We start from the raw sequence: 22230 nt of genomic DNA, 5'->3' as shown, positions 1-22230 counted from the left end.
TTAAGAAATTTAAAATGCTTAAAATTATTTTTTAACTTATAAACTCAGTTACAAAAGGCATTTTGTAATCCATACAAATTTCTCATTATTATTCATGGACAATTATTTATTCAAGATCAACCCAAAAATAGTAACATGGAAAGGCAGCTTCAGGGTGCAGGAAAGATCCTGACCATAATCTTAACAGAGGGTCCTTACCGCTCACAGTACGCTGATATTGCATATAAAATAGCAAAAAGTGCTCTTAAACTTGGATATGGAGTTAAAATGTTTCTTTACATGGATGCAACCCACATACCCAAAAAGGAACAGAATCCTCATTCATTCCCCAACGTTGCAGAGAACTTCAGGAAGCTCGTTGCAATGGGTGCAGATATACGTGTCTGCGTTAGATGCGCAACTGCCAGGGGACACAGCTGTACACAAAAACCCTACATAAAGGGTGTTAAGATAACCAACGTCTACGACGTACCCCAATGGGTAAGGGAAAGCCATAAGGTTATAACTCTGGGGTGAATCCATGGATCACGTGCTAATGATAATAGAAAAGGCACCCTACGGCTGGGAAGATGCTTTCAGTGGATTTTACGTTGCAATAGCATGTCTCAATAGAGAAGTGGATGCAGATGTGCTGCTTACAGGGGATGGTGTTTACGCTGCACTGAAAGGTCAGAAACCCGAAGAAACCATCAAATACCCCAGTGTGGAAGATTTAACCTATCTGATATTTCCTGAGGGAAGTTTATTCGTTCATAAAAAATCAATGGAAGATAGGGGACTATCTGATAATGATCTGGTTGAGGCAGCTCAATCCGTGGATGATGAAGAACTCTACGAGATAATCAAATCCCGGACTGATGGAACAGCATTTTTAAAGATTTGAATGGATTATCTGTTGGAGGGATGAGGGTGGACATGGAAGATCTCACTTACACACTATTTTCTGAGGCTCCACTCGTTGGAGAAGTTACCATAAAAAGTGTGAGGCCCTGTGTTGTGGCTGAAAATATGGTCAGGGTACTCATGCAGTTTGATAAAGAAATTGGTGAGGTTATTCCTTCTCTTGTAACCAAATATCCTCCTGGAAAGGTCAACTACCTTGAAAAAAAGAACGTTCTCACACTATCAATACATCAACGCCTTGTAACCCTTTACCCATCTGGAAAGGTGAGTATGAACAAAACAGTTGACAAGGAAGAGGCCGTTGATGTGATCAAAGATGTTGCAGGGCTTATAAACAAAACTTACCTTGAGATTCAGGGAGGAACTAGTGCCAGCCATGATAAAATCCTGGAAAAGCTCTCAAAACTGGGACCCCTTGCAATCTACGACTGCCTTCCCAAGACCAACTGCCAGCTGTGTGGGGAAGATACGTGCATGGCTTTTGCAATGAAACTACTCTCTGGTGACGTTGAGCTGTCCATGTGCACGGAACTCCTGGAACCCTGGAACACGTCTAAAGTTCAGTGCCTTGAGGAAGCTCTGGGCTCTGAGATGATGCAGAGCATGGGATGGAAGCCTTAAAGCTTATGTTATTGGATATCGGGTGGATTTATGCACGTTGGATTCTTAGTAACTAAAACACCAGGAGAAACAGGTTTTAAAACCTTTTTAAACCTTGTAAATCTCTACGTTGGAAGGGATGAGATAACCATCTTTTTCCTTGGGAATGGAGCTTACTGTGCAAGGAAGGGCCATAAATCTGGGCTTTCAATCAAGATAATAAAAAATTCCAGGGTTAAGGCACTGAGGCACGACTTAACTGCACGTGGAATCAGAGATGATGAGGTCATGGAAGGGGTTGAGATCATGCAGGGTTACGATGAAATGGTTCATGAGATCATGGAGGAATTTGATCAGGTTCTGAGTTTTTAACAGGGGTAAAACCATGAAGAGAAAATTAAAGAGCTCAAAATCCAAGAAGATGGTGGGTGTTCGATGTCAATGCCAGGAACGGGCTGTTAAAAGGAAAAAACTTCTTAGAAGGGTGCGATGCAGACGCTGTGGCAAGTTGTTCACAACCAACAGAGAAGAGGAAATCTGTTTTGATTGTAGTTAAAAACTTTGGACGTCTTAAGACATTCAATCCTAATACATTTAAAATATCATTCAATTTCTATTTTAAAAAATAATAAAAAAATTATTTTGATCTAAGTGGAGGGGTATGATCTATTTTTAAGCTCCAACCATCTTCATTATTCCAGGCACGGTCCCGTACACCACCAGAACCAGAATCACAGCTATAAGGATCCATGACATGTTGGACATTATCAAATGAACCCGTTCTTCTGAGAGCCTGTAGCGCAGAAGTTCTTCAAGTATCAATCCACCATCTAAAGGTTTCATTGGAAGCAAGTTGAAGGTACCCACAAGTAGGTTCAGCAGATATATCCAGTATAAAAGTTCCTTCAGTGGAAAGACTATCCAGGGAACCAGATTTCCAAATGTATCGGAAACTCCACTGTTAACAACCAGATACTCTTGAGTCCTTATTCCAATATATGCTTTGCTGGAATTACTTGGACTAACGCCAGCTTTAACTGTGTAAACACCTTTATCTGTATTGAAGGTTAATGCACTTCCTATTTTCGTGTTGTTGATGGATTTGTAGTACTCTGCAATGTTACTGGTGGAATAACCGTTGATGCTGTGGATAACCATCCCCTCTGTCAGGGTACCGACTGCGTGACTTCCAGGAACAACGCTGGTTATCTGCATTCCATCGCTGTGGAATGATGGGGCAATAACAAAGTTGCTAAGGGCCAACATTAGTAGGAGAGCTACAAGGGCGGTGCCCACGTTAAACATGGAACCTGCTGCGTATATCCTCAGCTTTGATATCCTGCTGCTTTTTTCAACATCTGCCTCGTTTGGCTCCACGAATGCTCCTGGGAGTACTGCAAGGAGTAAAACACCTATTGAATCTATTCTAACCCCTTCAACACGTGCAAGGATTCCATGGCCGAACTCATGAACCACCATAAGGATGCCCATGGCAATGATTCCGTAACCCAGGGGCACGTAAATTGGAGAACCGGGAATATCCACTCCAGGAAGCACTATGCCAACTGTTGGTGTCTGAAACATCAACTGAATGGACATTATGATTCCATAAACCATGAGCCCCATGAAAAAGACCGAAACGGGTATTCCAAGGTTCATACTCCAGCGCCAGAATCTTGGAGATTTCTGGGCAACAGAATCAATAAAACCCCTTAATCGTTTGGTCCTTCGCATGAGCAGGGGACCATGTATATCGATCTTCAACTGTTCCCTGAACAAAAGGGCCAATACCCATACAAGGACAAATCCAATAGCATAATACCATAAAGCGTTCAAGACATCACCTTTTAGGATGCAACATTTTAAGTTGTTTCATCCATCCATAATTTCATTTAGAAAATTTTTTTATTCAGTAGTTATAGTGTTTCAAATGGATTTTATAAGACTATCCAATTTATAAAAATATTCAACATTTCACGATATCCGATATTTCAAGGCATCCAGTATATTTCAAAGAATATTAATTCTAAAGCCTCAAGGAATCGTACATCACAACCTTGCAGTCCTCACCATCCTCAATACCTTCGAGGTTTTCCTCTATTAAAACGTAGGAGTCAGATTCAACCATTGACCTTATAATTCCAGATCCACTTATTTTAATTGGACTTACGTGTTCGCCATGAGTTTTAGCCCGGATGTAATCTGTTCTTCCGAGGCTTGATGCTATTTTCTTTCCAGTCTTCATCCTAACAACTGGTAGTTCCCTTTGTATTCCCTGGATCATCTCCAGTGCCTGCCTTACAAAAACATCGAACTGGACCATTGTGGCCACAGGATAACCTGAAAGCATGAAAACAGGTTTGCCCTGAATTTTTCCAAATCCGAATGGTTTTCCAGGCCGGACCGCAACCCCATGTATCAAAACGTCTCCCAGTTTATCTGCAACGTCCACAACAACGTCTCCCTTACTGATGGCTGTCCCCCCAGTTGTTATAACGGCATCATGGGTTTCAAGCATCTGCAGTACGGCTTCCTCAACAATCTCTCCATTGTCCACGCAGTGTGTGAGCGTTGGAAGGGCCAGTGTACTCTCAACAAGGGCCTTAACCGTGTAATAATTGGAATTTATAATTTCTGCACCCTTTAGCTCTGATCTTGGGGACACCAGCTCGCTTCCAGTGATTATCACTCCAATTTTCGGTTTTTTGAAGACTTTAACCGAGTCGTATCCTGATGATGCGATTATTGCAAGGTCCTGGGGTCTTAAAATCTGGCCTGATTCTAAAACTTTATCTCCTCTCTTTAGGTCCTCTCCAAGGGGACTTACATTCTCACCAGGTGGTAGGGACATTTCAACCTGCAGTTCATTTCCATCTTCAACAGTGTACTCCTCCATCACCACGGCGTTAGCCCCACTGGGTATTGGAGCCCCCGTTGCAATTTTAACGGCTTCTCCACTTTGAACCACAACATTTGACATCTGCCCTGCTCCAATCCTGTCCACTATTTTGAGGTGTGCAGGATTGCTTTCTGAAAACCCGAAGGTGTCTTCAGCCTTTATTGCATAACCATCCATTGCTGATCTATCAAATGGGGGTGAGGATAAGAGGGATTCCACATCCTCTGCAAGCACTCTCCTGTAAGCATCTTCAAGGGGGACTTCTTCAACATCAGTTGGTTTAAGGGACCTTTTAATGATATCCAATGCTTTTTTCACAGGTATTAATTCCGATATAAACATGATAACTCCCTTGATATTTTGTAAACCATAATTTTTTATGTAAACCCTATATTAAGGGTTTTAGTTTAACCACACGGGGGATGATTTTGGTCAGCTTCACCTGAGCCATCAATTTTATTTCTTAAATTGATGTGGTGTAATTTAAATATTTGTTGTGGAGGGTGATATTGGTATCTGATGTTACTGGCAAATAATTATTTCAAAAAAAAGTTCAAAAAAATGGATGATAAATGGATACTTTAAGTTCATGAAGTGGTCTTTTAGAATTTTAACCCATGAACCTTCCAAGGTTTACATGAAGATACCTCAAACTAAATTCACGTAATCTTTGATCTCAATACTTTTATTAATGGCCCTTCTTATTTAATGAATACCTCTGGTACACTGAGCATATGGACCCAGATGTATGTACACCAATGGATTCAATCACATTTATTCCGTAAAAAATTCCACAATATCAACCATATCAATGTCTATTGCATGTTAAAGTTGATGAGTTACTTAGAACCTAGTAAAAGGTGTTTAAATGGATGCCATTACCTCAATCTTAGTTGCAGTTTCAGCCTTTGCAGCAACCAACATCGATGATTTAGTTGTGCTGATGTTCTTCTTTGCAGCTGGAAAACATGAAAAAAGATCCGTAGTTATTGGACAGTACCTTGGATTCCTATCCCTTGTAATGGTAAGCAGCACAGCTTATTTTCTTCAGTTTCTTGTTCCATCATACTTCCTCAGTCTTCTTGGAATCTTTCCAGTTGCAATAGGATTTAAAAAAACTTGCGAATCTAAGACAAGATGCTAACAGGGAAAAAGAAGATGTGGAGTTGGATGATACTTCAGGATATTGGAGAAACGTATTTCAAGTTGCAGCGGTGACCTTCACCAACGGTGGGGATAACTTGGGAGTTTATGGCCCACTCTTTGCAGGCATGTCACCAGGCAACATATCCATCGTGATCATGGTATTCCTGGTCATGGTGGGAGTATGGTGCATTTTGGCCATTTTAATGGTGGAAAACAGGTTTTTACAGGATAAAATAGAGAAATACGGCCATATTTTGTTGCCATTTGTTTTGATAACATTGGGTCTCATGATACTTGCAGGTGGAATCGTGGAGGCACTGTGACTTCAAATTTTTTGATTTATTTTAGTAGGGTTCAGAATCCTTTAAATTTTATAAGGGTCAAGGAATTATAAAAGAAGTTTTAAGGTAATTTGAACCAATCACCAATTAGTATGATCTTTCATCACATTCCAGATCATACAATTCCGATTTAAAGATCATTTAACCATTAATAAAATAAGTGTGAAGTAGAGGGTAAAATGGCCTCAGAAGATGTAATGATAAAAATAGACTCTCTTACAAAGTCATTCGGCAGGATAAAGGCACTCAATGATTTAAATCTTGAGATAGGTAGGGGTGAGCTTCTTGGAATAATAGGATCCAATGGGGCTGGTAAAACCACCACAATCAGGATAATCTGCTGTATACTTAAACCAGACTCTGGGGATGTTCTGGTTGACGGTCACAGCATACAGATAGATCCAATAAAAATAAAATCCATGATAGGTTACCTACCAGAGGAACCCAACCTTTATGAACGTTTTAAAGCAAGAGAACTTTTAAGGTACTTTGCAGAGCTTTACGGAGTTCCAAAGGGGGAAATAGAATCCAGGATAGAGGAGCTTCTTGAACTTGTAGGGATGAGTGACAGGGCAGATGATAAAATAAACACCTTCTCAAAGGGTCTTCGACAGAGGGTGGGAATTGCAAGGGCTCTAATCCATGATCCTCCAATTATAATCTTTGATGAACCTACAATGGGCCTGGATCCAGCCACTGCAAACACCATCAGGGGCTTCATAAGAAAGCTCAAGGGTAAAAAAACCATAATACTATGCACCCATTACATGGATGAAGCAGAGTCCCTCTGTGACAGGGTTGCAATCGTTAACAAGGGTCAGATAATAGACATAGGAACTCCAGAGTACCTGGAATCCAAGGTTCATGGAGACATAATCCTCAAGGTCAGGGTAAACAATCCCCAATCAATCGATACGAATAAAATTAAGAATATCTGCTCTGTTGATGCTCTTTCAATTGATGGAAACGAATTTTCAGTGTCACTCAACTCAAGGAAAGATATTTCACAGATAGTGGATGTTTTTGGCGAAGAAGTGGTATCTGTAAATACCAAGGAACCCACACTGGAAGATGTGTTCATAAACACGGTCAAATAGCCAGTGAATATTTCAGTGTATCCGATGTATTGGAATTTAAGCTGATATCAAATTGCACACAGCAACTGTTAGGACAGGTTAAAGACATGAACTTCACAACCATAACCAAATGGGAGTTTAAAGGAACTCTTTCAAGCAGAAAATTCCTTATGATATTTTTGCTCCAGATTTCGGTCCTTCTCTTAATGATAGTTGTCTTCAACTCCTTCACTGCAAACCTGGAATCTGAAAATGGAATTTCACTCACCCCTTCACTTTCAGGATTCGCATCCCTGGATGTTCAGGATGAATCTGGACTCTTCATAAACAGGTTGAATCCTGAAATACTTGATGTAACCCGATCCAACTACAACAACTCCATAATGAGGATGGAAGCGGGAAGAACAACTGGGTTTCTAATGGTTCCAGATGATGTTGCAACCAGTATAAACGCAATGGAACCTGTAAATCTGAACCTATACTTGGACTACAGTGATCCAAAGAGTGTTGTTGTACTGGATGAAGTTAATTCAACCTCCAAGATAATGTCCACAGCCATAACAGCATCATGGGTGAATTCATTAAGCCCCCAGAACACATCAACACAGAATTTTAAACAGCAATCCTCTGGTGAATCCTTACCCCTTCAGATAATAAACAAGGCCATGATGGCCATCATACTCTTTCTCCCAATACTCCTTTTTGGAAACATCATAATGGATAGTGTTGTGGGCGAAAAAGAGCGTAAAACTGCTGAAATACTCATAGCAATGCCAGTATCCCATGCAGATATTATAATTGGAAAGAGCCTGGCATCCATTCTTTTAATAGCTCTACAGGTGGGGATATGGATACTAATTCTTTTGATAACGGGTTTCGCGATAAAGAATCCTTTACTTGTATACGCTTTCATATTGATGGCTTCTGTACCTATAGTTGGTATAACAACAGCTCTATCTGTATATGCAAAGAATTACAAGGAAGCAGGCATTGGAATAAGCATTCTTTACATTGGGGTAGCGGGATTTCTTGCAGTACCTGCTCTGGCTTATATATCAACCAGATCAACACTTGCAAACATATCTCCAATGACAGTAGTCATGAGGCTATTCTCGGGTGAGGTCATACCCCTTACAGACTACGCTGTTACAGTATTATTCGCATTTATATTCAGTGTTCTATCCTACTGGGTTGCAGTGAAACTCTCCCGGAGGGATGATGTTGTATTTGGACCTCGTCCTGGAATTTTAAGGCTGATATGGGATTTGATCAGCTTTAAAAAGGTTTGAACTGAAACTTCTCTGTAACTGCCTTTTTTTATTTATTTTTTGAAAACACAATTATGTAATATATTTTTTACAAAATCAAAACTTTTAAATAGGATGTAATATATTTCTTACATTATATGTAACATATTTTTTACATTTTATACGGTGTACAATTTTGGAGGTCTAACATTGGTTATTGCAAAACCAGAATGGTTTAAAAAAAGGAATAGAAAAGGATTTTGGAGCTATGAACTGCCGTGGCAGGGAACTCTTTACATGATATGCACTTTATCCCTGATTTTTGTGGGTATGCTGTTACCTCAAAATCTTTTAAACAGTGTATTGATCACAGTGTTGTTTTTATTCCTGTTTATGGATGGAATAATTGCAAATGTAAAATCGTTGGATGAAAGGGAACAGATGCAATACTCAATATCCATGAGGAACACAGCGTGGGGCATGATAATAGCTCTGGCTGCACTTTTGGTTGTATCATCCAGTTTCAACATCGATCAACTGGATTTATACAGATCGATCTTTGTGGCAGTATTTGCAGGAGGAATTATAGGTATTATTACAAGGTATAAATTGCATAGAGATGGTTAAACTTAAGATAATTCATTATTTATAGTTTTTAATAATTATGGATAGTGTAAATATTTAGATAATCTCATATTACCACTCCTAATTTAAAAAAAAAGAATAATTCCTAAGAGAAATGAAAACCAAAATAAAAGAATACAGAAAAGAGCTTAAAATGACTCAGGAGGAGTTGGCAGACATGGTTGATGTGAGCAGGCAAACCATAGTGTCTCTGGAACGTGGTAAATATAACCCGTCCCTAATTTTGGCTTATAAAATAACCAAAGCACTTAAAAAAGAGCACATAGAAGATGTGTTTGATCTGGAAGCATCACCATGTTAGATCTTAAACGCGCAGTTAGATTTTTATAAAGGTAAACATGATTACATAATAAAAATTCTTTAACTTATATGATTATGAGGTAAGAAAATGGGACTCTACAAACTATCATTTAAAAACATTCGACGAAGAAAACTCAGAAGTGCCCTGACCATGCTCGGCATCGTTATCGGTGTTGCAACACTGGTACTTCTCATAGGATTTGGCTCTGGAATGACATCTTACATGAAGGAGAAGACCAATGCAATGGGTGGGGACCTTTCCATAGTCAACAGCACTGGTGGGGCCTTCATGGGATCTACAGGTGATTCTTATTTAAGTTCAGAGGCTGTTTCAAAGATAAAGAACATGTCTCAGCTTTACAACATCAAGGAAGAAACCCAGTTCACAACAACCATGAACAGAACGCCCTTGATGGTGGTTGGACTCAACGACTGGAGTCAGGTCAATGTCAATGGAACCACAGGTGTTGTCATCAACAAGGAGCTCATGGATACATTCGGATACAAAATTGGAAGCAATATAACCATCAACGACAAGAAATTCACTGTAACCGGAACAACCAGTGAAGGCGTTGGAATGGGGGTGGTTATCATGGACGTTGACAAGGCCCTTCCACTCAACGACAACAAGGTTTCAACCATAACAGCAAATGTTAAAGGCGATCCAGACACAGTTAAGAGTGCTGTGGAAAGCCAGGTTGATGGCACAACTGCCCTTACCAAATCAGACTTCACAAAACAGATAGATGAGATGATGAGTGGACTTCTACTGTTCATAGGTGCCATAGCCAGCATAGGATTGATAGTTGGACTCATAAGTATAGTTAACATCATGCTGGTTAATGTAACAGAACGAACTAAAGAAATTGGAGTATTAAAAGCCATAGGATTCACAAACAGGGAAGTATTAGGTAGTATACTCACAGAGGCAGGACTCTTAGGATTTATAGGTGCGGTCATAGGTGTTGTTGTTGCTGCAGCCCTTCTTGAACTTGCAATAATACTCTTCTCCCAGCAGATAGGTATGGAGGGTATCACACTATCTTACATGCTTCCATTATGGCTTGTTGGAGTTGTGATAGTCGGTGCCACTGTATTGAGTATTTTGGCAGGTCTTTATCCTGCATGGCGCGCTTCAAGGCTGAACGTTGTTGATGCACTGAGGAATGAATGAGGTGATGAAATGGATTCTAAAAGTACATTCTCTGAAAAATCTTCGAAAAACACCTTTGAAAACATAATAGAATTCAGGGATGTTTGGAAGACTTACAAGATGGGTGATGAGGAAATAAATGCCCTTGCAGGATTAAACCTTTCCCTGAAAACTGGTTCCTTCACAGCCATAATGGGACCATCCGGTTCAGGTAAATCAACACTTCTACACGTTGCAGGAATACTTGACATGCCCACAAGGGGGACATTCCTTCTCAAAGGAAAGGAAACAGGCAAACTCTCTCAAAAAGAACAGGCAATGTTTCGAAGAAGGGAGATAGGTTTTGTTTTCCAACGTTTCAACCTTCTACCCCAGTTAACGGCCCTGGAGAATGTGATGCTACCAATGATTAAACAGGATCCTGCAAAAGCCCGGGAAATCATGGATAAAGTTGGGCTTGAAGGAAAATATTCCAAACTTCCATCCCAGCTTTCTGGTGGTGAACAGCAGAGGGTGGCAATTGCAAGGGCCCTCATAAATGATCCCTCCATAATACTTGCAGATGAACCCACAGGTGAACTTGACACCAAAAATGCAGGAATCATAATGCAGATAATCCAGGATCTGAATAAAAAAGAAGGGGTAAGTGTTGTAATCGTAACCCACAACATGGAGTCTGCAGAATTCGCAGATGAAATCATCAAGATGAGGGATGGAAAGATGGTTGGATAAAATCAGTTATCATTTCCATAAATCTCCCCTTTTTTTTATTCTTTTAACTTATTCAATCAGAATCTTTAATCAGAACTTCAATAGAAGAACTGAGTTCAATAGAAAGATGTTAATAAAGGATTTCAATAAAATATTAAAAAAATATTTATCCTATCGAAGTTCTCAAAATTAACCCAGATCTTCAGTGGAGGAAACCATCTTCAAATTCCACAGTTTCATAAGGTTCATAAACCATTTAAACAAAAACTAAAACATCTAACTGAAGTGCATTCTGGAGATTGAATAAAAATATTTCAATTCAAAAAAATCCAATAAAAACCCGTAATTTCAGGTGTAACATGAAAGTAATGGCCCTTGCAAAGAAAGAATCTCAGGACATACTTAAAAACAGGATATATCTCATGGTACTTTTTGTACAGGTTTTCATAATCCTGGGCGCATTTGGTCTGGCATTCATGAGCTCCGTTGTAACGGATCCCGCACTTCTCGATCATTATGGTGCCAGTAGAGCCCTTACTGTTGGAATTTCAGAGAATATGAGTGGTTCAACCCTTGCAGAGGATCTTAAATCCCAGAACTTGAACCTTTACTACTACAAGGACCTTGATCAGGCCAAAAAACTTCTTGGAACCAGGTTGGTTGCTGTTGTTGAGGTTTCACCCACACCGGAACAGAACGTGACTGTTGATTTCAACACTGCCAATGTTTTCTATCCGGTTATTTCAACCAAGATATCAAACGCCATAGTTAAGTTCAAAACAGATAAGAGACTGGAATCTGCAGGACTCAACTCTTCACAGATCCAGAAGGTTGAGAACATGGTCAATTTAAACGTTGTACCTGTTAAGAAGAGTGAAAGTTCCAGACTGGCACTCAACAGCCCCTACTTCGTTGAGATAATGTATGGATTCCTGGTGCCCTTCATACTTTTGCTGCCCCTATTCCTTGCAAGCAACATAGTAACGGACAGTATAGTGGGGGAACGTGAAAGAAAAACCTTTGAAGTTCTGTTGATGGCACCAATATCGAATTCAATGGTCATATTCGGTAAAACATTACCAATACTTTCATTTGCACTGATTCAGAGCATGGCCTGGATATTACTGCTCGAACTACTTGGGGTTCCAATATACAATGCCTTGACACTATTCTTCATCCTGTTCTTCATTGGACTGGGATTCATAAGCATTGGGATAATCATATCCATGTTCGTTGACAGTACAAAGGAAGCAAACTCTGCAATAACAATTGTGCTCGTGTTTGCAACATTCATACTCTTCACACCCCTTTTTATAAAGGCTTCCTACTTCGAGGCCATACTGAACTTCATACCAACGGTTTTAATGGTTAAACTCGCATCAACACCGGTATTGAACTTCAAAACACTTTTATATATAGTTCCAACGGCCCTAATTTCGATGATTTTGTTCTTAATAACGGTGAGGTACTTCAGGCATGAAAGAGCCATCAGACTTTGATTTAATCATTAAGTAATGAATCGCAAGTAAAAAAATCATCCTTCTAAAGTCAGCTAAGATAGGTTAAATGAAGATTAAGACTTGAAGATAGTGATATATTAAAACAAGAGTGCCATCAAAGCATGTAAATGATTAAGCTCATTGCAAGGGCAGATACAATGGGAACGGGGATGTTATCATCTATTGGGCTGTAAGCCTCTGTGATGGCTCCGAACAAAGCTCCTGAAATTGCAGGTAACATTGGTAACTGTGTAAGGGCCACTGTACATCCAACAAGAAGGAAGGATAAACTGCCTTCAAAGGTTTTTTCATTCTGGAATGGTAGTTTGTGTCTGCCGAACCGTTTTCCAATGAGTGTTGAGGCAGAGTCACCGAAGAGCAAGATGAGTATTGCTGCGTTGACCACGTTCATGTTGAATTTAAAAATGTAGATGGTAAGGGTTATTCCAATAAAAAAGTATATAAAACCCCTTTCATCATCTTTTCTTTTACAGGTCGTTAGTATCCTTGAAAAAAGAGGTATGTGGTGGGATTTGTCAAGCTGAAACAAGGTTTCAGCCAGCACCACCAATCCAATGCAGAGCAGTATTAGAAGCTCGGGAGTAATGAAGAATCCCAGTACAACTATGAAAACACCTGATGCATGGACCAACTGTCTCCAGAGCTCTTTTTTCATAACACATCATGCCATGAATTTTTCTATAACTCCACTGTAAGATTCTTCAAGCTTTGAAACAGGAATTTCAACGGTTTCATCTATGATTAACAAGTTACCATTGACTTTTCCCACAGCTGCAGCTTCAACATCCATGGACTTTATTTTACTAACAACTTCGTCTGCAGCATATTCCTTAACCGTTAATATGTAACGACCATGGGATTCAGAGAACAACCTTTCACATAGATTCATATCGGATTCACCTGGAATCTTGGTTATGTCGATGAATGCTCCTAAACCGCTTGAAATTGCCATTTCAGAGATTGCAACTCCCAATCCACCTGCAGAACAGTCATGTACTGCAGTGATGTTACCTTCTTCATCATTTCTTATGATGTCAAGAATTGCCATTGCAGAAGCGTACTCATCATCAAGATGGACTTCTGGTGCTTTACCTGCAACGACTCCGTGCACAGATCTGTAGTACTCGGATCCACCTAGCTCTGGTCTGGTTGCACCGATAACGATGATCACATCGCCTTCACCTTTGAATTCAGAGGTTCTTATGTCCTTAAGATCCATGGATCCTGCAACACCAACAACAGGTGATGGGTTGACAGTTATTCCTTCAGTTTCATTGTAGAAACTCACGTTTCCACTTATAACTGGTGTTTTAAACTTGTTTGCAACGTCTGACATCCCCTTGACACATTCCCTGAACTGCCAGAAAACCTCGGGTTTTTCAGGGTTTCCGAAGTTCAAACAGTCTGCTATGCAGATGGGTTCAGCTCCCATTGAAACAACGTTCCTTATGGCCTCTGCAACTGAACCTGCACCCCCATGATATGGGTCAAGCTTCGTATGAATGCTGTTACAGTCCGATGTTACTGCAAATGCCTTTTTATCATCAACCTTCATTACTGCAGCATCATCTCCAGGTTTAACAACGGTTCTTACCTGCACCTCATGATCGTACTGCCTGTAAACCCATTTCTTACTTGCGATGTTCTCGGATGAGAGAAGTTTCAGTAGGGCCTCTTCAACTGGAACCTCGGGAACTTCAACAACTTCAGGGACAGATGCTGGGGCAATGGCTTCTCTTTCAATGGATGGTGGGTCTGCAAGGAGTTCGCATGGAAGTTTTGATATAACCTCTCTGTCCTTGGTCATAACGAACTGTCCATCATCTGTAACGGTACCAATTGGGGCTGCAGGAAGTTCGTACTTATTGAATACCTCCATGAGTGCATCCACATCCTCAGGATGTACAACGAACACCATTCTTTCCTGTGATTCTGACAGCATTATCTCGTAGGGCGTCATGCCCTTTTCACGCAGTGGTATCTTCGTGAGTTCAACAACTGCACCATTTTCTCCCTTTGCAGCCATTTCTGATATACAGCAGGTTAAACCTCCACCTCCAAGGTCCTTGAGTCCCTGTACATCGATCTTTTCAAGGGCTTCGAAGGTTGCTTCCATGACCTGTTTTTTGGTGAACGGGTCACCAACCTGGACTGCAGGTCTGTCCTCAATTTCAGATTTGGTTGTGAGCTCTTCTGAGGCGAAGGTCACACCGTGGATTCCGTCACGGCCTGTACGTCCTCCCATGAGAACGAAGATGTCACCGGGGTTTGGTGCCACTCCAAGGACTATCTCGTCTTTTGGTACGAGTCCCACACAAACAACGTTCACAAGGGGGTTGGATTTGAAGTTATCATCGAATTCAACCTCTCCACCAACGGTTGGGATTCCAACCCTGTTACCATAATCTGATATTCCCTTAACAACGTGTTCAAAGAGGTAACGAGATTTCTGGTCTTCAAGGTATCCGAATCTGAGTGAATCCAATAATGCCACGGGTTTGGCTCCCATTGATATGATGTCCCTTATTATTCCACCGATACCTGTTCCTGCACCACCGTATGGTTCGATTGCAGAGGGGTGGTTGTGGCTTTCCATTCCAATGACCAATGCCAGTTCATCTGTAAGTTCAACTATTCCTGCATCGTCTCCAGGGCCCAGGATAACATTTTCTCCCTCATTTGGGAACAACCTCAGTACGGGACGACTGCTCTTGTAGGAGCAGTGTTCTGAGAACATTATGTCCAGCATTCCATATTCAAGGGAGTTGGGTTCTCTTCCAAGTTCTTTTTTAACGTATTCCAATTCAGCATCTGTTAAAGCCATTTTATCACCTTTAGCACAATGGTTAAGATTTTTTAATGGTTATTACAACTTCGTGTTCTTCTATCTTCCATTCTTTCCTGTAACCTTCATCTGCAGCTTCAAACACGAATTTATCCGCCCTTATCTCATTGGAAATGAAGTCAAGGAAGTTCTCTATGAGTGCCTGGAAATCAGGCTTGCATTCAACGTAAACCTCTATGTTGGCTTCAACATCCAGGTCCTGGTCCTTTCTCATATCCTGAACCCTTCTTATGAGCTCACGTGACATGGCCTCTGACAGAATTTCATCTGTAAGTTCAGTGTCAATGAAGACACTTCCACCATCAAATTCCGCACTTTCAATGTTCTCTGGAAGCTCGGTTTCAAACACCATGTCTTCAGGGGCAAGTTCTATTGTTTTGTCCTCAAGTTCTACGTTATAAACTCCTTCCGATTCAAGTTTTTGGGTTATAACTGCTCCATCGGCTTCAGCAAGTTTTGCACGTACCTTAGGCACGTCTCCACGTAACCTTGGGCCCAGTGTTTTCATGTTGGGCTGTGCATGGATGGTCATGTTCTCAAATTCAGACAGAGACACGATGTTCTTGGCGTTTGCCTGTTCCATTATAACTTTTCTGAGTGATTCAGCAGCTTTGAGAACTTTTTCATCCTCTGAAACAATTATGAGCTCACGAACTGGCCATCTGAGTTTGTAACGTGCAACGTCCCTTGCATGGGCAGCGGCTTCTATTATTCCCCTCACAACATCCATGTTGCTCTCCAATTCAAGATCTATAAGATTTTCGTTGAACTCCCAGTCCATCATATGAACGCTGAGGAAGGACTCCTCATCCACGCCACGAACAAGGTTCTGGTAAATATCCTCAGTTATGTGTGGGGCTATTGGTGCCATGGTCATTATCAGAAGTTTCATAACGTTGTAGAGAGTGTAGTATGCTCCTAATTTGTCAGGATCATCCTTCTCTATCCATGTACGTCCCCTTATGAGCCTAACGTACCATCTGCTCAGGTCTTCAAGTATGAAGTTGTTGATGGCCCTGGTTGCCTTGTGGAAGTGCAGTTTCTCAATGGACTCTGAAACTGTTTTTGCAAGTGAGTTTGCCCTTGAGGTTATCCAAAGGTCTTCATCACGCAGTTTAACATCTTCTTCTGTGTACAGGGTTGGGTTGAAGTTGTCTATGGCCATGTAGGTTGTTGTGAAGACGTAAACATTCCACAGAATGTTGAACATCTTGTTAACATTTTTAACCTCATCCCAGTTGAATTTAAGGTCTTCCCATGGTTTGTTACCCCATAGAAGGTAGAATCTGAGGACATCTGCTCCGTACTTCTCAACCACCTCATCGGGTTCAACAACGTTTCCAAGGGATTTGCTCATCTTCTTACCCTCTTCATCCAGGGTGAATCCATGCATGAGAACCTTTTTGTAGGGTACTGTGTCAAAGGATATGACACCACAGCCTAACTGGGAATAAAACCATCCACGTGTCTGGTCATGACCTTCGGTTATGAAGTCGTAGGGGAACCATTCCCCGAATTGTTCCTTTTCCTGTGGGTAGTAGAGGGAAGCCCATCCTGCAACTCCTGAGTCGATCCATACATCCAGAACATCGGGGGTTCGTTTCATGTCTCCGCCACAGCTGCACTTGATGGTTATCTCATCCACGTGTGGTCTGTGTATGAAGTCTCCCTTGAGCTCTCCATCAACTGCACGTTCCTTGAGTTCCTCAACAGAACCAACAACAGTTATTTCACCACAATCCTGACACACCCATATTGGTATTGGTATTCCCCAGTACCTCTGTCTGGATATAGTCCAGTCACGTGCATTTTCAACCCAGTTACGGAAACGGCTTTCACCTGCCCAGGATGGAACCCATTCAACCTTGTCGAGTTCACTGAGCATTTTATCCTTGATGTCGGTTACCTTCAAAAACCACTGTTTGGTTGCAAGGTAGATGATTGGACTTTTGCACCTCCAGCAGAAACCGTAACGGTGGTCTATTATTCCCTCACGGAAGAGAAGACCGTGCTCCTGAAGGTCCGCTATGATGTTTTTGTCTGCGGACTTCACGAACTGACCCAAGTACTTACCAGCCTCTTCCATGAATAGTCCTGCTTCATCCACTGGACAGAATATTGGTAAACCATACTTCTTACCTATTTCAAAGTCGTCTGGACCGTGTCCAGGGGCTGTGTGAACACAACCAGTTCCCTCTGTTAGGGTCACATGGTCTCCTGGAAGTATCATGTGCTTGAAATCCCTTTGAACAGGTATCTCATCCGTTAATGGATGGTTGTAGGGGGTGTTCTCAAGTTCAGATCCCTTGACCACCTTCATGATCTCGTGCTCCTCATCCTGAAAAACTGATTCCACAAGGGCCTCTGCCATTATGTAAACTTCATTTCCACGTTTCACATAGGCGTAGTCGAAGTCAGGATGTACACAGACTGCCATGTTTGCAGGGAGGGTCCATGGTGTGGTTGTCCAGACCAGGACGTAAACAGTGTAATCGTCACTTTCCTGCTGGCTGAGTGGGAACTTCACGTAGATGGAAGGGTCTTCCTTGTTGTCGTAGTCTATCTCTGCCATTGCAAGGGCTGTTTCACAGTGTGGGCACCATGTTATCACACGTTTGTCCCGCACGAGAAGATCCTTTTCATGGGCCCGTTTCAGGGTCCACCAGCATGACTCCATGTACCTGTTATCGTAGGTAACGTAGGGTTTATCCCAGTCCATCCATATGCCAAGGAGCTTGAACTGGTCGGTCATGAGGGCCTTGTTTTCTACTGCAAATTCCTTGCATTTATTCACAAAGTTTTCGATACCTATGCGTTCTTCTATTTCCTTCTTGCTTTTTAAGCCAAGGATCCCCTCGACCTTGTGCTCGATTGGAAGTCCGTGGGTGTCCCATCCAGCCTGCCTCCTGATGCTGAAACCAGACATGCTCTTGTATCTGAGATAAGAATCCTTAATTATCTTGTTCCATGCAGTTCCAAGATGTATACGTCCACTACAATATGGTGGACCGTCTAAAAATGAGTATTTGGGCCTTTCTTCCCTCATTCTATTGGTTTCTCTGTAAACATCTCCCTGGTCCCAGAACTTCTGAACCTTCTCCTCGATGTTCTTTGATTTGTATGACCGTTGAGCCTCCTCTATTGGCATTTACATTCTCCTGTGATTTTTATGATTTTTCAGTTATTATGAATACACAACTAAGGTTTGTTGCTGGTATATAAAATAGTTAATAGTCAAACTCAATCGGATAGTGTTGATGGATATCAAGCTTGACACTATTTAAGAAAATTTTAAAAATAAAAATTTAGTGTATGAACTATTTATTGATAATTTTAAGTTTGATTATACTTTTAATTTTAAAATAAACTCAAATTATTACTTTTTATGATTTTTAAAGGTTTTTAACATCAAATGAAATTAAAAGATATATTCATTCATAGTGACCATTACAATGAAAAATTGGTAGGTAGGGGTTCTACCTAAAAATTATCCACAAATCTTCATGGGTTTATAGTTTTAGAAGGTTCTGAGTTCGCCTTTAACCATCATCTCAGTGATCTTACCAATATCCTCAAGCCAAGAGTCCATAACTCCCTCAACATTCTTGTTAACGGATTCCATGTTGTAACCGTCTTTAAGGATTATTTGGGCGCTTGCAGCTTTTGGATGATCGATTGGCTTACCTATCTGGCTTAGAATCATTATGTGAACCTGCTGGACTCCTTCAACTTCTTTAACAATGTCTTCTGCCATTCTGTTTGAGAGGAGGTTGTAGATCTTACCAACGTGGTTTAATGGGTTTTTACCGGAGGTTGCTTCCATTGACATTGGCCTGTTAGGTGTTATAAGGCCGTTTGCCCTATTTCCCCTTCCAACGGAGCCGTCATCTCCCATCTCTGCAGAGGTTCCTGTTACTGTGAGATAGTATCCTTCCTCTGAGGCGCATGAATGGTTGTCACCAGTGTTTATGAAGGTCTGAACTTCCCTTTCAGTATTTTTAACTGCAAGATCATTTATTATATCGTTGAGTTCCTCTTTAACGCTGATGTAGGTGTCCCTGCCGTCAACGTATTTTGATACCATTGCGCATGCAACTGTAAGGGTTATCTTATCCTTCTCCCTGAGACCCATGACCTTTATGTCCTCTCCAACATGAGGGTACTTCTTCTTGAAGTCTTTGGAGTTTAAAAGTTCCTCTGTCTTCATAACGATGTTTTCAGTTTCAGAAAATGGTGCGTAACCCACACCGAAGGATGTGTCATTTGAAGCAGGCATTCCATCCCTTTTGAACACATCAACCAGGTCTCCTGAACCGTGGCCGATCTTGCACTCCACAACGGTGGATGTTTCAACATCAAGGTTTATTATGTTTTCTTTCAAGTATTCTTTGGCTGCGGTTATTGCGATCCTGTCAATACCTATTTTCTGTCCTTCGTACTCTGGAACTCCCCTTCCTGTGAGGAGAATTTCTATTGGTTTGATTATTTCGCCGCCGCCAAATTTAGGGTCTGATTCACCTGCTGTGATCTGAACCTCGTCGGTGTTGTGGTGGAGTATACCTCCAAATTTGTCCATGTACTCGTTGCACAGGGCTCTGCTGACAGATTCTGCGATTCCGTCGCTTATACTATCAGGGTGGCCTATTCCTTTTCTTTCTACTATTTCTACGTCCTGTTCTTCGATTGGTTTCTGGATGAGCTCTTTAACTATGATGTTCCTCATGAAATCAGCCTCCAACACTTTTTAAATGATCAAGTTAAAAGTATTTTCTATGAAATATGTCCTTATAGTAAATAAAAGTAGGGGAACCCAGGTTGGTTATGCAGATGTTGCAGCGACTTTCATGTCAAGGTTCATGGGCCTCATGTTCAGGAAGGAACTTCCAAGGGGTTTGATACTGAAACTCCCAAACACAAGAAGCAGAAGGGGTTCAGCCATCCACATGTTCTTCATGAGAATGCCTCTGGACATAGTCTTTGCAGACTCCAGCATGAGGGTTGTTGACACGGTTTCCATAGATCCCTGGAAGACATACACCCCTAAAGCAGCTGCTCAGTACGTTATAGAACTTGAAAAGGGAACCATTGCTGCATCAGAGACTCAAATAGGGGATGAGCTCGATTTCACATGTGAGCATGCTTGAAATGATTTTTAGGAACTTAAAATAATCATGATGATTTAAACTTATATTTTAAACTAAATCCAAACTCATTCCAAATCATTCCAAATCATTCCAAATCATTCCAAATCATTCCAAATCATTCCAAATCATTCCAAATCATTCCAAATCATTCCAAATCATTCCAAATCCTTTTAAAGCCCATGGAGGTAAGAATATGGATGTGAAAATAGTTGATTATGGAGTTTCCATGCCCTCGCAAAGGTACTACGTGACCTACAGGGTCACAGGAATCGATCCTGAAACCAGAAAAAAGCTTGAAGAACGTGTTGAAGAAGAGACCACTTCAGAAAAGGAGGATTTAATCATAAAAATTTATTTTGAGGAGAAATATTATCCCCTTGGAAGTCAAGAGGCCCAGTACAAACTTGAAGACTTCATAGCACGTGAAGAGATTGAGATGACAGCTTACCTTACAGGTCTTCTTGAGGATTGAGGTCACATTAGATCTGTTCCAAAATTTGGATCATGCAAGATCATCGAATCATCACTAAATGAAAACATTCATAAACTAGATGCTGATCCATAAACATAAAGTTACATGGAATAACATGCTATGGATCGGTCTGTTATCATGGTTTTAAACCTCTAAAATTTAAATTAAAGTTTAAATTAAACTGTTAAGATTATTTAAATTATATAAACTCCTTCAAAATACGTATAAATCAAATTCAATATCCATTTTTTTAAAGATTCATTTTAAGTGAGAAATATCCAATGAAAGAGCTTCATTCGAACAATCCAAAGGCCCTGATTCTGAGGCAGAAGATGCAGTTTGCAATGTCTGGATTCAGGGATAGAATGGGATTTCATGACTTCGATCCCAAGGACTTTGAAGTGGTGCCTGTTAGGGTGACCATACCTGAATTAGACTCTGTTTTTAACGATTACCGCATAGTTCACATAAGTGATATTCACATGGGACAGTGGATATCCTCCAAACGTATAAAAGGTGTTGTGAGCCTTGTGAACCAGCAAAAACCAGATCTTGTAGCTATAACTGGGGATTCTGTTTCCTATCTGGCTGATGAACCTGTTCTCGACATGTTGAGATCCCTTGAAGGCCTGAAACCCCATGATGCAACGATTTCTGTCATGGGAAATCATGACCACTGGATGGGGGCAGCGAAGATCCGTAAAGTAATGGATGAGAGTGGGATAGTGGATCTGGAAAATGATGTCTACACCTTAAAACGTGGGGATGCCTCCCTGCACATTGCAGGGGTTGACAGCGTCACACTGAACCAGCACGACCTTGGGCAGGTCCTCCATAGAATGCCAGAGGAGGGTCCCGCAATACTCCTTGCCCACGAGCCCGACTTTGCAGACACAAGTGCAGCCACAGGAAGGTTCAGTCTTCAGCTTTCAGGACACTCCCATGGGGGGCAGGTTGTTATACCAGGGTTTGGAACTCCATTTCGAGGTTCCAACTTCAAGAAGTATCCCCTTGGAATGTACCGCGTGGGGGACATGCTCCAGTACACCAACAGAGGCCTGGGTACCAATGTTTTCTGGTTCAGGATCAACTGTCCCCCTGAAATAACTGTTTTGAAGCTTCATAATTAACTTTAAACCAAATTCAATGAATCTAAACTAATCATTCAAAAAAGCAGTAGATTTAAATTTGAATCAACCATTAAAACTATTAATAGGTTGAACTTACT

The 22230-nt window shown here is 41.1% G+C and carries 23 protein-coding genes; 17 read left to right on the top strand and 6 right to left on the bottom strand.

Annotation, left to right across the window (positions count from 1 at the left end):
- Positions 1–135 precede the first annotated feature (135 nt).
- From MCBB_RS11190 to MCBB_RS12190, 5 genes are read left to right on the top strand one after another with little or no spacing between them, the layout of a single operon-like run.
- The gene (locus MCBB_RS11190; protein WP_071907838.1) at positions 136–516 is read left to right on the top strand and encodes a DsrE/DsrF/TusD sulfur relay family protein; all 381 of its coding nucleotides are present in this window, start codon (positions 136–138) and stop codon (positions 514–516) included.
- 4 nt (positions 517–520) lie between these two features.
- The gene (locus MCBB_RS11185; protein WP_071907837.1) at positions 521–883 is read left to right on the top strand and encodes a DsrE family protein; all 363 of its coding nucleotides are present in this window, start codon (positions 521–523) and stop codon (positions 881–883) included.
- A 32-nt stretch (positions 884–915) separates the two neighbouring features.
- Positions 916–1524, top strand: a complete 609-nt coding sequence (locus MCBB_RS11180) for a (Fe-S)-binding protein (RefSeq protein WP_231916440.1) — start codon at positions 916–918, stop codon at positions 1522–1524.
- Positions 1525–1554: 30 nt separating this feature from the next.
- Positions 1555–1875 carry a DsrH/TusB family sulfur metabolism protein gene (locus tag MCBB_RS11175; RefSeq protein ID WP_071907836.1) on the top strand — a complete coding sequence of 107 codons (321 nt, stop codon included), beginning with the start codon at positions 1555–1557 and terminating at the stop codon, positions 1873–1875.
- A gap of 13 nt (positions 1876–1888) precedes the next feature.
- On the top strand, positions 1889–2059 hold the full coding sequence (locus tag MCBB_RS12190; protein ID WP_171899136.1) for a hypothetical protein: 171 nt from the start codon (positions 1889–1891) through the stop codon (positions 2057–2059).
- A gap of 116 nt (positions 2060–2175) precedes the next feature.
- On the opposite strand, the gene MCBB_RS11170 is transcribed toward MCBB_RS12190, so the two are convergent.
- A complete protein-coding gene (locus MCBB_RS11170) occupies positions 2176–3339 on the bottom strand; it encodes a site-2 protease family protein (RefSeq protein ID WP_071907835.1) in 1164 nt (387 codons plus the stop codon).
- A gap of 190 nt (positions 3340–3529) precedes the next feature.
- Positions 3530–4744: a molybdopterin molybdotransferase MoeA gene (locus MCBB_RS11165; RefSeq protein WP_071907834.1), complete on the bottom strand. Its 1215-nt coding sequence runs from the start codon at positions 4742–4744 to the stop codon at positions 3530–3532.
- Positions 4745–5270: 526 nt separating this feature from the next.
- Between MCBB_RS11165 and MCBB_RS12380 the strand changes: the two genes are divergently transcribed.
- From MCBB_RS12380 to MCBB_RS11120, 9 genes are all read left to right on the top strand, one after another.
- Positions 5271–5546, top strand: coding sequence for a cadmium resistance transporter (locus MCBB_RS12380; protein ID WP_071907833.1), 276 nt, complete (start codon positions 5271–5273; stop codon positions 5544–5546).
- Positions 5547–5562: 16 nt separating this feature from the next.
- Positions 5563–5871 carry a cadmium resistance transporter gene (locus MCBB_RS12375; protein WP_071907832.1) on the top strand — a complete coding sequence of 103 codons (309 nt, stop codon included), beginning with the start codon at positions 5563–5565 and terminating at the stop codon, positions 5869–5871.
- Between the two features lie 197 nt (positions 5872–6068).
- Positions 6069–6986, top strand: coding sequence for an ABC transporter ATP-binding protein (locus MCBB_RS11150; protein WP_071907831.1), 918 nt, complete (start codon positions 6069–6071; stop codon positions 6984–6986).
- Positions 6987–7015: 29 nt separating this feature from the next.
- Positions 7016–8254 (top strand): ABC transporter permease, encoded by a 1239-nt coding sequence (locus MCBB_RS11145; protein ID WP_231916365.1) that lies wholly within the window; start codon positions 7016–7018, stop codon positions 8252–8254.
- A 168-nt stretch (positions 8255–8422) separates the two neighbouring features.
- Complete coding sequence (locus MCBB_RS11140; RefSeq protein WP_071907829.1) at positions 8423–8839, top strand: hypothetical protein; 417 nt, start codon at positions 8423–8425, stop codon at positions 8837–8839.
- A 112-nt stretch (positions 8840–8951) separates the two neighbouring features.
- The gene (locus MCBB_RS11135; protein WP_071907828.1) at positions 8952–9158 is read left to right on the top strand and encodes a helix-turn-helix transcriptional regulator; all 207 of its coding nucleotides are present in this window, start codon (positions 8952–8954) and stop codon (positions 9156–9158) included.
- An 87-nt stretch (positions 9159–9245) separates the two neighbouring features.
- Positions 9246–10331: an ABC transporter permease gene (locus tag MCBB_RS11130; protein ID WP_071907827.1), complete on the top strand. Its 1086-nt coding sequence runs from the start codon at positions 9246–9248 to the stop codon at positions 10329–10331.
- Positions 10332–10340: 9 nt separating this feature from the next.
- Positions 10341–11042, top strand: coding sequence for an ABC transporter ATP-binding protein (locus MCBB_RS11125; RefSeq protein ID WP_071907826.1), 702 nt, complete (start codon positions 10341–10343; stop codon positions 11040–11042).
- A gap of 338 nt (positions 11043–11380) precedes the next feature.
- A complete protein-coding gene (locus MCBB_RS11120; protein ID WP_071907825.1) occupies positions 11381–12520 on the top strand; it encodes an ABC transporter permease in 1140 nt (379 codons plus the stop codon).
- 115 nt (positions 12521–12635) lie between these two features.
- Here MCBB_RS11120 and MCBB_RS11115 read toward each other — a convergent pair whose 3' ends face one another.
- The 4 genes from MCBB_RS11115 to MCBB_RS11100 form a co-directional block, all read right to left on the bottom strand.
- Positions 12636–13196, bottom strand: coding sequence for a diacylglycerol/polyprenol kinase family protein (locus tag MCBB_RS11115; RefSeq protein ID WP_071907824.1), 561 nt, complete (start codon positions 13194–13196; stop codon positions 12636–12638).
- A 6-nt stretch (positions 13197–13202) separates the two neighbouring features.
- The gene (gene purL, locus MCBB_RS11110) at positions 13203–15365 is read right to left on the bottom strand and encodes a phosphoribosylformylglycinamidine synthase subunit PurL (RefSeq protein ID WP_071907823.1); all 2163 of its coding nucleotides are present in this window, start codon (positions 15363–15365) and stop codon (positions 13203–13205) included.
- A gap of 22 nt (positions 15366–15387) precedes the next feature.
- Positions 15388–18534, bottom strand: coding sequence for an isoleucine--tRNA ligase (gene ileS, locus MCBB_RS11105; RefSeq protein ID WP_071907822.1), 3147 nt, complete (start codon positions 18532–18534; stop codon positions 15388–15390).
- A 369-nt stretch (positions 18535–18903) separates the two neighbouring features.
- Positions 18904–20109: a methionine adenosyltransferase gene (locus tag MCBB_RS11100; protein WP_071907821.1), complete on the bottom strand. Its 1206-nt coding sequence runs from the start codon at positions 20107–20109 to the stop codon at positions 18904–18906.
- A 49-nt stretch (positions 20110–20158) separates the two neighbouring features.
- Between MCBB_RS11100 and MCBB_RS11095 the strand changes: the two genes are divergently transcribed.
- The 3 genes from MCBB_RS11095 (at position 20159) to MCBB_RS11085 (ending at position 22132) form a co-directional block, all read left to right on the top strand.
- On the top strand, positions 20159–20530 hold the full coding sequence (locus MCBB_RS11095) for a DUF192 domain-containing protein (RefSeq protein WP_071907820.1): 372 nt from the start codon (positions 20159–20161) through the stop codon (positions 20528–20530).
- A 193-nt stretch (positions 20531–20723) separates the two neighbouring features.
- Positions 20724–21002 (top strand): DUF5750 family protein, encoded by a 279-nt coding sequence (locus tag MCBB_RS11090; protein ID WP_071907819.1) that lies wholly within the window; start codon positions 20724–20726, stop codon positions 21000–21002.
- 281 nt (positions 21003–21283) lie between these two features.
- On the top strand, positions 21284–22132 hold the full coding sequence (locus MCBB_RS11085) for a metallophosphoesterase (protein WP_071907818.1): 849 nt from the start codon (positions 21284–21286) through the stop codon (positions 22130–22132).
- Positions 22133–22230: the final 98 nt, after the last annotated feature.

The sequence above is a fragment of the Methanobacterium congolense genome (assembly GCF_900095295.1).
Lineage (GTDB): Archaea > Methanobacteriota > Methanobacteria > Methanobacteriales > Methanobacteriaceae > Methanobacterium_C > Methanobacterium_C congolense.
This window is presented reverse-complemented; position numbering and strand designations above follow the sequence as displayed.